Here is a 12,536-nt window from a genome sequence, read left to right as displayed (position 1 = left end):
GAACGCTCCATTCACTTGCGACCCCGAAATCAGGCGCAGGACGACTTGGCGCTCACATCGAATGTCTGCCCCAGGAATTCATGACGCCCGCAGCCTTTCGGCCATGAGCTGGCCTGAGGGGTCTGAAACGAATAATTCCCGGTCAATCCAGCGTGAACATGCTCGCGGCTTATTGAACCCACAGCACCTCGAACCGCTGTCGGACCGGAGCGAGCTGTACCGACACCTCATCACCTTCGCACTTACCCAGCATAGCCCTGCTCAAGGGGGCTTTGCTGCTGATGACCTGGATGAGTTCAGCGCCGTTGAGCAACTTCATGTTCCCCCCATCCGGGCCGAGAAAGATCTGTTGTTGCTTGTCGTCTGAATCCACCAGGCAGATTAGTGCGCCGAGCTGTATACCTTGGCTGGCGTTGTAGGGCTGCGGGCGGAACTGGCGCCAATTGGCCATCGCTTGGCGGATGGCTTCCGCGCGACGAGCTTGGCCAGCAGCCAGGTAGGCAGCTTCGAGACCCAATGTGTCGTATTTGTTTTCGGCGATATTTTCCTCATGAGTCGCCGCTTCATGAGCGACCCTCGCTGCCTGCTCGACTTGCAGAAGGTCTTCGGCCAGCCGTTTCAGCACCAGTTGCTGCAACAACAATTTATCCATAACGAAAGGTAGACATCTCGAACAAGTTGGGGGCCTTGATTATGAAGGCCCCTCCCCCTTTCGACGCTTCCATTGGCTACAGGTCAATGGCTTGCCTGCACCTGCTTGCAAGGTTTGCGTTGCTCACCAGCAGTCATTGGTATCGCCAATGCTGAAAGGCGGCCAGCAGAAGCGGTCTTTAATAACCCCATTGCGAACAACTACTCAAAATCTAATGAACCAGAACCCTTCAATCTGCAGAGAGGGAATCAAATCTATCGTCTCCGAGCAGAGACATGACCGCTTCGCGCAGCCATCGGTGGGACAGTGATGGGTCCCAACGTGCATGCCAGGCGATGGAGTACATGCGGTTTGAGACTTCAGCCGGCATGTTCACAATGGCAAGGTCGAACTGACGAGCCAGAATCTGGGCAACACGCATCGGCAAAGTGATGACCGCATCGCTGCCGCGCATGACGAATGGCGCCAGCGACATGGCCGAGATGAACAAGGGAAGCTTGCGCTTGGGCAGAGCTTGTTGCTTGAGCAGTTCGTCCACGTCGTTGTCGCGCCCCAGCATGTTGGCCGTGCTGATGAACCGCATCTGCGCAAGGTCCGCCAGCCCGAGCTTTCTGCCGGCGAGGGGGTGATCGCGCCTCATCAGGCACACGCGCTTTTCTTCAAACAGCGGTACAAAGGTGGTATTGCTCGCCTGCCGGTCGAAACGACCAATAGCGAGGTCAATCGCACCGGTTTCGAGCTCCTCAACGGGCGTAACATCGCCGTATGTCGGGACAAAGGAGGCAGTAGCCTGAGGCGCCTCGAACTCGAGGAAGGTGTGCAGCGCCGGTGCCAACAGCAGTTCGATGGCACTGGTAGTACCGATCTTGAAAACCTGGGTGGACTCACGCGGGGTGAAGCCTCCCCCCTCCAGCAGCGCCTTGTCGACGGCTTCCAGTGCCCGCCGCACAGATTCACGGAGCCTGCGAGCCAGAGCTGTGGGTTCCAGCTTTCCACGCACTCTCACGAACAATGGGTCTGACAGCTCCTCTCTCAGTCGGGCGAGATCGCGGCTGACCGCCGGCTGCGTGCGCGCGAGCCGATCCGCAGTCTTGGTGACATTGCCGGTTTCCATCAGGGACTCGAAGACCAGCAACAGGTTCAAGTCAAAGCGCCTGAGTGACAGAAGATCCATTTCAGCCTTTTCGCAATCAGCCCCAACCACCCGTATTACGCAGCGATTGCGCTTGGCACATGGGCCATCTGCCAGTAGTGAGCATCTGCCATGACTATACCCAAATAGGTATATATGGGCTCGAAAATATGATTTCCCATGGAGATTCATGCCCACCATACTTCGCCGAAAGTCCAACGCTGCAGATGCAGCACGGCCTATTCACAAACCACAGACGGAGACAGACATGAACAGCATCTACAAGGCATTCCAGGTCCTGGTGCCGGTGATTGCAGCGTCCATGGCGGGTGCAGCGCCTGCGCAGGACGTTTATCCGGCCAAGCCTATTCGATTGATCGTCCCGCTTCCCCCAGGTGGTGGCACCGACGGAATCGCCCGAGTCTGGAGCGACTATGTTTCACGCACGCTGGGAACCCCAGTCGTGGTGGAAAACCGCGCGGGCGTCAACGGATCGCTGGCTGCGGCCTATGTCGCCAGCCAGCCGGCAGACGGCTACACCATCTTGCTCGGCACACAGTCCAATCTAGCGCTCAACCGCTTCTCCTACGGCAAGCTGAACTACGACCCGGACCAGAGCTTCGAGGGAGTAGGCATCCTGGCGACCACGCCGCAAATCCTGCTGGCCAGCACCACGCTGCCCGCCAACAGCATTGCCGATCTGGTCAAGCTGGCAAAGGCGTCTCCAGGCAAGTACTCCTACAGCTCAGCAGGTAAGGGAAACTCCACGCACCTAAACATGGAAGTGATCGCCAGGCACTTTCAGGTGAACCTGCTGAATGTGCCCTACAAAGGCAGTGGCGCCGCCTTGCTCGCTACCGTCGCCGGCGAGACTCCCCTGACCAGCGCCGTGGTGTTCTCTGCCATGCCCTTCATCAAGGACAAGAAGGTCAAGCCCCTGGTGATCTTCGGCGACCGACGGCTGGCGGAGCTGCCGGGCGTGCCCACGCTGGCCGAGGTCGGTATCGCCAAGTCCGTCGGTGGTGGCTGGTACGGGCTCGTCGTGCCCAAGGGAACGCCGGATGCCATCGTCCAGAAGCTCAATGCCGTGACTACGAAAATGTGGGCGGATCAGGACGCCCACCGCAAGCTGAACACCTTGTACATGGTTGAGCCCTCGGACAAGACGCCAGCCGCAGTCCGAAATGCTGCGCTGCAGGATGCCGAGCAATGGGGTCCGCTGATCAAGTCCCTGAATCTCAGCGTGCAATGACACTGCATATTGAACTGAGGCCGGGGCGCATGGCGTGCCCGGCATCGCCTGATGGATGGAGATCTGCATGAGTGCAACACAATTTTTCCCGCTCGTAGACGTGGCCGGCGATGCCTACGAGCGCGGCCGCCAGCATGGGCGTGCCGTCCCCGAACGCATTGCCGCCGGCGCGATGCTATACCGCGCACAGCTTAGCCACCGGGGGCTGGATAGTGCAACCATCGATACCCTCGCACGATCGATGGTGCCGCAAATCCAGGCATTTGACGAAACCTACCTGGAAGAGATGCGCGGCATTGCCGACGGAGCCGGAACGACCCTCGAAGACATCCTGACGATCAACTGCCGCACGGAGATGCTGTATGGCTTTGCGCGAATGCAGGACGATACGATGCGTCACGAGGAGATGGAGGACGGCGACTGCACCGGGTTGGTGGTACTGCCCAGGCGCTCGGCCACGGGCCGGCTGATCCATGCACACAACTGGGACTGGCGCCAAGAGTGCGGCGACACCTGCATCGTCCTGCGCATTCGCAGCAAGAACGGGCCGGATATCCTGAGCTTCACGGAAGCCGGAGCACTGGCAAGGCACGGCCTGAACAGTAACGGCGTGTCCCTGACCGGGAATGCGATGTCCTGTCACAAGGATTTCCAGAACGGCCCGGGTGCGCCGGTGGTGCTACTGCGCCGACGGCTCCTGGAGGCCACTAACCTGGCGCACGCGATGCGCGCAGTCTATGGTGCTCAGCGCTACTGCTCCAGCAACATGATCCTGGCGCAAAGCAGTGCCGACGATGGCTGCGGCATCAGCCTGGAGGCAGCCCCGGACGAGGTCTACCCGATGCTGCCGCAGGCCGATGTGCTTGTCCATGCCAACCACTGGCTGTCGCCCGTCGCGCTGGTCCGGTTGAAGGATCCGGGGCTGGCAGCGAGGCCGGACAGCCTGTACCGGCAGCACCGCGTCGAAACCGCACTGCGCGCCATCGAGGGCCGGGGCGTCAGCTGGGACGATATCCGCTCGATCCTGGCGGATGACTTCGGTTACCCCGACGGGGTGCTGAGAAGCCCCAAGCCGGGCGATTTCAGCAGTATTTCCGCAACCGTCGCCACGACATTGATGGATGCTGCCAACGGCGTCATGTGGGTGGCGCGCAAGCCCTACGAGGGAAGGGAGTTCCAGGAGTATGCACTCTAGGATCACGCCCTTGGCACCCGCAGGTGAGACCCAATCCATGTACCTCAGCGTCTTTGACATTTTCAAGATCGGCATCGGCCCCTCCAGCTCGCACACGGTCGGCCCCATGAAGGCCGCACGCATGTTCGCCCACAAACTGGAAAGGGAAAACATGCTCGGTCGTATCCATCGCATCCGATGCGAACTCTACGGATCGCTGGGAGCGACCGGGAAAGGCCATGGCTCGGATACCGCTGTACTGCTGGGCCTGTGCGGTCACGAGCCGGAGAGCATCGATGTCGACAGTGCACCCGGACTGATTCAGCGCGTTCGCGCCAGCGGCACGCTCGCTGTCGGAGGAAAGCACCACATTGCATACATAGAGAAAACGGACCTGCTGTTCATCGCCGGCAAGGCCCTTCCGCTCCACGCCAATGGCCTGCGGTTGCTTGCATTCGATGCGGACGAGCAAGAACTCTCCGCGCAAACCTATTATTCGATCGGTGGTGGCTTCGTTATCGACGAGCAAGGTCTGCGGGATACATCCTCCGACACCGAGCCCCCCGTGCCCTTCAACTCCGGCGCGGACTTGCTGGCGGCCACATCGCGGCTTCAATGCAGCATCGCCGGCATCATGCACCTCAATGAACTCCAGCTTCGGCCAGAGCAGGAAACCGTCAGCGGCCTGATGGCTATATGGGCGGTGATGCAGTCCTGCATCGAGCGCGGCTGCCGGTCCGATGGAGTGTTACCTGGCGGCTTCCAGGTAAGAAGGCGGGCACCCGATTTTTTTCGTGCCCTGGCAGCCTCGGTTGAAGTAGATCCCTTTGTGCGGATGGATTGGGTGAATCTATTCGCTCTGGCAGTGAACGAGGAGAATGCGGCGGGTGGCCGAGTGGTGACGGCTCCCACGAACGGTGCCGCCGGCATTATCCCGGCCGTGCTGAGTTACCACATGCGATTCAACCCTGGGGCCACCGACCGATGCGTGGTGGACTTTCTGCTTACCGCAGCGGCCATCGGCATTCTCTACAAGAAGAATGCCTCGATCTCGGGCGCGGAAGTAGGCTGCCAGGGCGAGGTTGGCGTGGCTTGCTCTATGGCTGCGGCCGCGCTGTGCGCCGTGATGGGGGGCACCCCAAAGCAAGTCGAGAATGCTGCGGAGATCGGCATGGAACATCACCTCGGCCTGACCTGCGACCCGGTGGGAGGCCTTGTGCAGATCCCCTGCATCGAACGCAATGCAATCGCTTCGGTCAAAGCCATCAATGCGGCCCGCATGGCGCTTCGCGGAGACGGCTCACACCATGTGAGCCTAGACAAGGTCATCAAGACCATGAGAGAAACCGGTGCAGACATGAAGACCAAGTACAAGGAAACAGCGCGAGGTGGCCTGGCGGTCAACGTGGTCGCCTGCTGAGTCGTCAGTAAGCGAAAAACTCAATAGGCGCAGCGCAATCGAGATAGGAAAGTCTGTGCTCTATGGCGTGCGTACCAAGCACTCAGTCAGCAGATCCACCAGACTCTTCTTGAGCGATTGAGGTATCAGCAAGCCAATTACGGCCAGGGGACGGGGCCCGCACCTGTAGCCAACTAGCTTGAACAAAGGGCTGAACCCCATTTGGCGCCACCGCATGCGTGGCTCGCAAATATTCGAACAGCATGGGCAGAGAGCGAGTGATCAGAAGTGAGGGCTCCGGGAGATGTTCACAAGACTCGAACAGATGCTCGAACACTGCCTCTCCTACGTGGTGATTGTGCCCAGCCATTGGTATCGCAGGTGCTGAACGACAGCAAGCAGCTGTGGATTCAACCGGTCGATGCAGGTGTAGATCAGCCGGAATCCCGCTTCCGGTCGAACGCAGCCGGTCGCGACTTGTCAATCATGCCGGCACAGATAGTCAGGTCAACTGCAATACGCAGCGGGAGGCACTCTGTGCAGCAGAGTTGACCAATATCTGTACCTGGCACTTGACCAGCAGTTGCCAAACTGAGCTCCCATGGACTGCATTGAACAAATACACTGCTTCTCACCCTGCTTCGGGCGATAACGGACTCCAAGGCCTTGCCTCAAGCAGATTCCGGATATCGGCTTCAAACGCTACTCAATAGAACTACCAAGGAGACCTCAATGAACCGTCGACTGATACTCGCCTCAATTGCTGCCGCAGGTGCGCTCACCACCATGGCAACCGCTCGCGCAGAAGCAGCTTTCCCGCAAAAACCCATTACCTTTGTCGTTCCGTATCTGGCTGGTGGAACAACCGATCTTGTGGCGCGTGTCGTAGGCGAGCACATGGCACGCACGCTGGGCCAGGCTGTGGTGATCGAGAACAAGCCTGGTGCCGGAGGCAATATCGGCATGGATGTCGTGGCCAAGTCCAAGCCCGACGGCTACACGATCGGTTTCGGAGCCATCTCCACCAATGCGCTCAACCCGCACATCTACAAATCGATGGCGTTTGACCCCCGCAAGGATTTCACGGCGGTTTCCATGCTGGGCTACTCCACCATCGTGCTGGAAGTGGGCAAGAGCTTCCCGGCAAACAATGTGCAGGAGTTCATCGCCTACATCAAAGCGAACCCTGGCTTTCAGTACGGTACTGCCGGCGCCGGAACCAGCATGCACCTGGCTGGCGTGATGTTTGCGCAAATGACTGGCCTTGATACTGTCCATGTGCCCTATAAAGGCAGCGTACCGGGTATTACCGACATGCTTGGCGGCCACCTACCCGCCATGTTTGATAACCTGCCCGCTTCCCTGCCGCACATCCAGGCAGGCAAGCTCAAAGCGCTGGCCGTGGCTGGTAGCGAGCGCAGTCCATCGTTACCCAATGTGCCGACAATCGCGGAGAGCGGACTCAAAGGCTACGCAGTCGATCCATGGTTCGGCGTATATGGCCCAGCCAAGCTCGATCCCGCCATCACAGCCAAACTCAATACAGCCATCAACCAGGCCCTGAGCGATCCCGCCGTCAAGGACAAGCTGGTGCAGGCCGGATTCACCCCCAAGGGGTCTGCGGCACAAGCCTTCGAAGCGCTGACACAGTCCGAATACAAACGACTGGGCGAGGTGGCACGCAAGGCCCAGATGCAGGTCAACTGACGACACGGCCTCCAGACGCCTGGCAACAGGGGGCCGAAGCCGGGCCTCTAAGCACCTCGACACGCTACAAGGCAAAAGGTTTTCCGCAAAGTAGCCGAGATAACCATCCGGACGAATGCGCAGACCATCCAGGTAGGTTTTGTCTTCCGCGAGGAAACCGCGGATAAACAAGTTGTTGGCACTGGTCTGGGTATCGCCCCATACGCGCGAGCCAAATAGCCAGGCAGTCGGCTCCGAGGACAAAGCGCCGCTCAAGACAGACGGCGCTCCAAAACTGATGTTGGTGCCGGAGGCCGCTCAGGCAGCGGACCGTGATCGGCAACCATAAGCCCCGTAGCGTCAATAAATCCAGGGAAGGCGCTTCTCGACCGAAGCCACTTCTCTTTTTTTGAACCTCAACGAGTGAGTTCCGCAAAGCTATGCAAAGGCGATTAGCGCACCTCCTGCATTGCTCGATAGGCCACCTCAAAGCGGGGGTCCAGCATGGCACCTACATTGCAGCGCGACCAAGGCGATGTCTGGCTCGGGTCGAGGTTGAAAACATGGCCCGGAGCCATGGTGACTTTGTGGGCGAGCAAACGCTCGGCCAGACGCACGGCATCGGGATTGCCGGGGAACGTGGCCCAGAGGTATAGCGACTGAGGGTTACGCGCAAACACCTCGCAGTTGTGCATGTCCAACCAATCCAGCGCCTGCTGCGTTGCCTTTCCCAAGCGTTGGCGCAAGCGCACGAGATGCCGTTCGTAATGGCCTTCGCGGAGCATCACATCGACCATGCGCTCGCAGTATTCGGACCCGCTCACATGGATCAGTGATCGCAAATCTGCAAGGTCGCTGGCTAAAGCATCGCTGCAGGCGATGAATCCCACGCGAAGGGCTGCAGAAAACGACTTGGAGAAACTGCCTATATAAATCGTGCGTTCCAGCTGATCCAGCGTGGACAAACGCACTGACGAGGTCGGTTTGAAATCGGCCAATGGGTCGTTCTCTACCAGCAAGAGGTTATGCCGCTCTGCAAGCTGCAAGACGCGGTAGGCCTTGGCAGCGCTGATGTCTGAGCCAGTGGGGTTGTGCGCCACAGACTGGGTGAAAAACAGACGCGGGCGCTCAGTCAACAGTAGTTGCTCCAGCGCCTGGACATCGGGTCCATCGGCTTGCCTGGGGACTCCCAGCACGCGCGCTCCTGCCAGCTTGAGCTTGCCGAACAGCAAATAGTAGCCAGGATCGTCTACCAGCACCGTCGCGCCAGGCGGAACGAAGTAGCGAATCACCAGATCCATGGCTTCATTCGCACCTTGGGTCAGGACCAGTTGCTGAGGTGTGACTCCCAGGCCGAACACGCCCAGCTTGCGCACCAGGCTGTCGCGCAGCGGCGCATAGCCAAAGCGGCTGCCATAGCGAAACAAGGACCCTAGACCGGTTCGCACCACTTTCTGGTGATAGCGATCCATGCGCATATCGGCCAGCCACTCTATGGGCGGAAATCCATCGCCAACCGCGACAGCATCCGGCTGGGTCTTGAGTTGCTCGCGCATCAACCAGACCACATCCATCGCACGGTTGAGCTGGCCTGCGTCCTCATCCTGAGGTGCATGGCATGCCTGCGCTTGAACATAGAACCCAGAGCCGCGCCGGGACTCCACCAGACCGCGTGAGACCAAAAGATCAAAGGCTGCCACCACGGTGTTTTTGGCATAGCTGTGCAAATGCGCCAGCTCACGCAAGGACGGCAGCTTATCCCCTGCACGATACACGCCATCGGTTATTTGCTGCCCTATCAAATCAGCCAAACGCTCTGCAATAGGGGCCTGACGCTTGCTACCACCCGCCATTCAAGTCTCCTGGATCGTGAGCCGCCAGTATGTATGCAGATGGGTCCAATGTTGCATTGCGGCAGTACTGTTCTTGCAAACTGTACCTGTATTAAAAGGTACAGTTTGAATAAATTCTCGGCCAACCGTCCCCTTGTATTGATATCCAGATTTGGATTTGTAGGAGTTTTCATGGCCGTCGATTCGCGTCTTCCCAATTTCCGAGCTCTCACCCCCGCACAGCGCTGGGAGCATGTCGCCACCGCATGCAATCTCAGTGCCGAAGAGCGCAATCTACTGACCCAGGCGGGCGCCCTGCCCGCCACCTTGGCTGACGGCATGATCGAGAATGTGGTGGGCACGTTCGAGCTCCCCATGGGCGTCGCAGGCAACTTCCGCATCAACGGCCGCGATGTACTGATTCCGCTCGCAGTGGAAGAGCCTTCCATCATTGCAGCTGCATCGTATATGGCCAAGCTGGCCCGTGAGGATGGAGGCTTTGAAACATCGAGCACCTTGCCGCTGATGCGTGCGCAGGTGCAAATCGTCGGCATCAGCGATCCCTATGGTGCAAGACTGGCGTTGTTCAAGGCCCGCGATGAGATCCTCGCGCAAGCCAATAGTCGAGACAAGGTGCTGATCAGCCTGGGCGGTGGCTGCAAGGACATCGAAATCCACGTCTTCCCCGATTCTCCACGCGGCCCTATGGTCGTGATGCACTTGATCGTGGACGTGCGCGACGCCATGGGTGCCAACACCGTGAACACCATGGCCGAATCAGTCTCGCCACTGGTGGAGAAAATTACTGGTGGTTCGGTGCGCCTGCGCATTCTCTCGAACCTGGCAGACCTGCGCCTGGCCCGTGCTCGTGTACGCCTGACACCGCAAACCTTGGCCACCAAAGAGCGCAGCGGCGAAGCAATTATTGAAGGCGTGCTCGACGCCTACACTTTCGCCGCCATTGACCCCTACCGCGCCGCCACCCACAACAAGGGCATCATGAACGGCATCGACCCCGTCATCGTCGCTACAGGCAACGATTGGCGCGCGGTCGAAGCCGGTGCCCATGCCTATGCCAGCCGCAACGGCCAATACACCTCGCTGACGCACTGGGAAAAAGACAATGCCGGCGCTTTGGTGGGAACCATCGAGCTGCCCATGCCCGTGGGCTTGGTGGGCGGGGCCACCAAGACCCATCCACTGGCGCGCCTGGCGCTCAAGATCATGGAGGTGAAGTCTGCCCAGGAACTGGGCGAGATTGCCGCCGCAGTGGGTCTGGCCCAGAACCTGGGTGCTTTGCGCGCGCTGGCCACCGAAGGCATTCAGCGCGGCCATATGGCACTTCATGCTCGCAATATTGCGCTGGTCGCAGGAGCCGTGGGTGAAGAAGTAGAGATCGTCGCCAAGCGCCTGGCTACCGAGCATGACGTGCGCACCGATCGCGCACTGGAAGTGCTGCAAGAAATTCGCGCCCAGCGCTAAGCATCCTCAGCCTCGCCAGGCACATCCGGGCGAGGCTTTTCTTACCCGAAACGGGAACAACAACAAGCAAGGAGACAAGGCTATGAGTTCCGACAAGCAAGCCTCGCACTGGCAACTCGCTGAGGTCTGGGGTGATACCGTTGACCTCAAGCACCTGAGCTGGTCCATCCTGATCGGCATCGGCATCAGCGTGCTCGGCTTTTTTGCAGCCAGCCGTTGGCTGAGCTCGGTGGTCGAATCCAAACAGCTGGCTCATGCCTACGCCATGCTCGCTGGCTTGGCCGGCTGTGTGCTCGCTGGCGTTATTTGCGCCCGCATCTTCCCTCCCAAACGTGTGGTGACCGAAGAAGACATCTCCAGCAACCCTGAATGGCGTGCCGAAGTGCTGCGTGAGCTGGAGCAGCAGCCCGGTGGTCTGGGTTCTGTGTCTGACCTGCCCCCAGTCGTGGTGCAGGAGCTCAAGGAACTCAAGCTCTATGAGCTTTTCGTCACGCCCGGCACATCCAGAAGCCGTGATGGCCAGTAACCCAAGGAGTACACGGCATGGATCCTCAACTCATTGAACAAATCGGCGTCGCTGCGGGCATGGGCCTGATCGGCGCCATCGTCTTTGCTGCAATCGGACTGGTTTCCGGCACCGACGAAACCACGACACTGGCACCACTCACCCTGCTTGTCGTTTTGCTCGGCGTTCCGCCTGCAGGCGTCTTTACCTTCTTTCTGGCTGGTGCCGTTGCCAAGCACATGACCCATGCCGTTCCGACAGCGCTGCTGGGTATCCCCGGAGATACACTCGCCACGCCTTTGCTGCAGGATGCAGACTTGCTGCGCAAGCTTGGCGTGCCGCATATTGCCTTGCGCAAAATGGTCTCGGGCGCCATCGTCGCGGCGTTTGTTGCCGTGCCGCTGGCGGTGCTGTTTGCCGTGATGTTGGCGCCGTTCGGCTCAACCATTACCAAGACTGCACCCTGGATTTTTCTGGCCGCAGCCGTGCTGATTGCTTATTTCTCCAAAGGCCGCTGGGGGGCAATTGCTTTGCTCGTGCCTTTTGTGGTGGTGATTCTGGCGCTGCAGGCACTGACTGCCAAGTACGACACCAAGCTCAGCATCAGCTACTTCCTGGGCATCGCCATTGGACCTCTGGTTGCCGATCTTTTTACCGTCATGGCGCCCGCAGGCCGCAAGAGCATGTTGCGCGACAAGGTTCGCCAGTTCAACCTGGCTCCTGATGTCAAAGGTTGGTCGGGCTATTTCCCCAACCCGCTCAAGGTGCTGGATAGAACCCAGACCCGTTGGACGTTAACGACTGCCGCCATTTCCAGCGCAACCTTTGTATTCAGCCCTGTGGCCATGACCGTGGTGCTGGGCGAGTTGGTGGGCTCTCGCATCAAACACGCTTATCACCGCCTGACCACGGTGCTCAGCGCTCGTAACGGCGTGACGGAAGCCACCTATATTGCCGAAGCGCTGATCCCGCTAATCGCCTTTGGCTTGCCCTTGAGTCCTGTGGCTGCCGGCCCTGCCGCACCGTTGTTCAATGCACCTCCACGCTTTACGGTGGATGCTGCTACGGGCCAGACCCACAATCTGCACAACCTGCTGAGCCACTGGGAGTTTCTGGGCTACGGCATGTTGTCGGTGTTGCTTGCCGCAGTGGTGTCCTATCCGTTTGCAATGAACTACGCGCGCCGTGCTGCAATGTTTGTATCGCGCAAAGTCAGCCACGAAGCCATCATTGCCACCTTTGTCGGCCTGATCATCGTGATCAGCGTCTGGGAAGGCGGTCTGCTGGGTCTGCTGGTGATCTTGACCATGGGCCTCATGGGTGGCCTGCTCTCCCGTACCTTCGGCTTCAACACCGGCGTGCAGTTCATGGGCTATTACACAGCCGTGCTCAGCGTTCCTGCGCTGCTCAAGCTGTTCTGAA

Annotated in this window: 10 protein-coding genes; 7 read left to right on the top strand and 3 right to left on the bottom strand. The window is 59.3% G+C overall.

All coding sequences use genetic code 11. The features are described 5' to 3' along the window. Nucleotides 1–169: 169 nt before the first annotated feature. Entirely contained in the window at nt 170–652 is a 483-nt protein-coding gene (locus EIC84_RS14315) for a GreA/GreB family elongation factor (RefSeq protein ID WP_003066574.1), read from the bottom strand. Nucleotides 653–881: 229 nt separating this feature from the next. After that, the gene (locus EIC84_RS14310; RefSeq protein ID WP_160162814.1) at nt 882–1,796 is read right to left on the bottom strand and encodes a LysR family transcriptional regulator; all 915 of its coding nucleotides are present in this window, start codon (nt 1,794–1,796) and stop codon (nt 882–884) included. 256 nt (nt 1,797–2,052) lie between these two features. Between EIC84_RS14310 and EIC84_RS14305 the strand changes: the two genes are divergently transcribed. The 4 genes from EIC84_RS14305 (at nt 2,053) to EIC84_RS14290 (ending at nt 7,316) form a co-directional block, all read left to right on the top strand. Beyond that, nucleotides 2,053–3,036: a tripartite tricarboxylate transporter substrate binding protein gene (locus EIC84_RS14305; protein WP_003066578.1), complete on the top strand. Its 984-nt coding sequence runs from the start codon at nt 2,053–2,055 to the stop codon at nt 3,034–3,036. A 67-nt stretch (nt 3,037–3,103) separates the two neighbouring features. Continuing rightward, nucleotides 3,104–4,231, top strand: coding sequence for a C45 family peptidase (locus EIC84_RS14300; RefSeq protein ID WP_003066581.1), 1,128 nt, complete (start codon nt 3,104–3,106; stop codon nt 4,229–4,231). Between the two features lie 37 nt (nt 4,232–4,268). Beyond that, nucleotides 4,269–5,630, top strand: coding sequence for an L-serine ammonia-lyase (locus EIC84_RS14295; RefSeq protein ID WP_034362306.1), 1,362 nt, complete (start codon nt 4,269–4,271; stop codon nt 5,628–5,630). 711 nt (nt 5,631–6,341) lie between these two features. Next, entirely contained in the window at nt 6,342–7,316 is a 975-nt protein-coding gene (locus tag EIC84_RS14290) for a tripartite tricarboxylate transporter substrate binding protein (RefSeq protein ID WP_003066585.1), read from the top strand. A gap of 431 nt (nt 7,317–7,747) precedes the next feature. Here the strand turns inward: EIC84_RS14290 and EIC84_RS14285 are convergent, their stop codons facing one another. After that, nucleotides 7,748–9,148: a PLP-dependent aminotransferase family protein gene (locus EIC84_RS14285; protein WP_003066587.1), complete on the bottom strand. Its 1,401-nt coding sequence runs from the start codon at nt 9,146–9,148 to the stop codon at nt 7,748–7,750. A gap of 171 nt (nt 9,149–9,319) precedes the next feature. Between EIC84_RS14285 and EIC84_RS14280 the strand changes: the two genes are divergently transcribed. From EIC84_RS14280 to EIC84_RS14270, 3 genes are all read left to right on the top strand, one after another. Further along, nucleotides 9,320–10,609 (top strand): hydroxymethylglutaryl-CoA reductase, degradative, encoded by a 1,290-nt coding sequence (locus EIC84_RS14280; protein WP_003066590.1) that lies wholly within the window; start codon nt 9,320–9,322, stop codon nt 10,607–10,609. Nucleotides 10,610–10,691: 82 nt separating this feature from the next. Further along, on the top strand, nt 10,692–11,135 hold the full coding sequence (locus EIC84_RS14275) for a hypothetical protein (protein ID WP_003066592.1): 444 nt from the start codon (nt 10,692–10,694) through the stop codon (nt 11,133–11,135). A 17-nt stretch (nt 11,136–11,152) separates the two neighbouring features. Beyond that, on the top strand, nt 11,153–12,535 hold the full coding sequence (locus tag EIC84_RS14270) for a tripartite tricarboxylate transporter permease (RefSeq protein ID WP_003066594.1): 1,383 nt from the start codon (nt 11,153–11,155) through the stop codon (nt 12,533–12,535). Nucleotide 12,536 lies beyond the last annotated feature (1 nt).

This window comes from Comamonas sp. A23 (genome assembly GCF_004522605.1).
GTDB classification, from domain to species: domain Bacteria; phylum Pseudomonadota; class Gammaproteobacteria; order Burkholderiales; family Burkholderiaceae_C; genus Comamonas; species Comamonas thiooxydans.
This window is presented reverse-complemented; position numbering and strand designations above follow the sequence as displayed.

Excerpts from the sequence above, each read along its gene's own strand:
- EIC84_RS14315 (WP_003066574.1), bottom strand. The coding sequence starts at position 652 with ATGGATAAATTGTTGTTGCAGCAACTGGTGCTGAAACGGCTGGCCGAA.
- EIC84_RS14305 (WP_003066578.1), top strand. The coding sequence starts at position 2,053 with ATGAACAGCATCTACAAGGCATTCCAGGTCCTGGTGCCGGTGATTGCA.
- EIC84_RS14300 (WP_003066581.1), top strand. The coding sequence starts at position 3,104 with ATGAGTGCAACACAATTTTTCCCGCTCGTAGACGTGGCCGGCGATGCC.
- EIC84_RS14295 (WP_034362306.1), top strand. The coding sequence starts at position 4,269 with ATGTACCTCAGCGTCTTTGACATTTTCAAGATCGGCATCGGCCCCTCC.
- EIC84_RS14290 (WP_003066585.1), top strand. The coding sequence starts at position 6,342 with ATGAACCGTCGACTGATACTCGCCTCAATTGCTGCCGCAGGTGCGCTC.
- EIC84_RS14285 (WP_003066587.1), bottom strand. The coding sequence starts at position 9,148 with ATGGCGGGTGGTAGCAAGCGTCAGGCCCCTATTGCAGAGCGTTTGGCT.
- EIC84_RS14280 (WP_003066590.1), top strand. The coding sequence starts at position 9,320 with ATGGCCGTCGATTCGCGTCTTCCCAATTTCCGAGCTCTCACCCCCGCA.
- EIC84_RS14275 (WP_003066592.1), top strand. The coding sequence starts at position 10,692 with ATGAGTTCCGACAAGCAAGCCTCGCACTGGCAACTCGCTGAGGTCTGG.
- EIC84_RS14270 (WP_003066594.1), top strand. The coding sequence starts at position 11,153 with ATGGATCCTCAACTCATTGAACAAATCGGCGTCGCTGCGGGCATGGGC.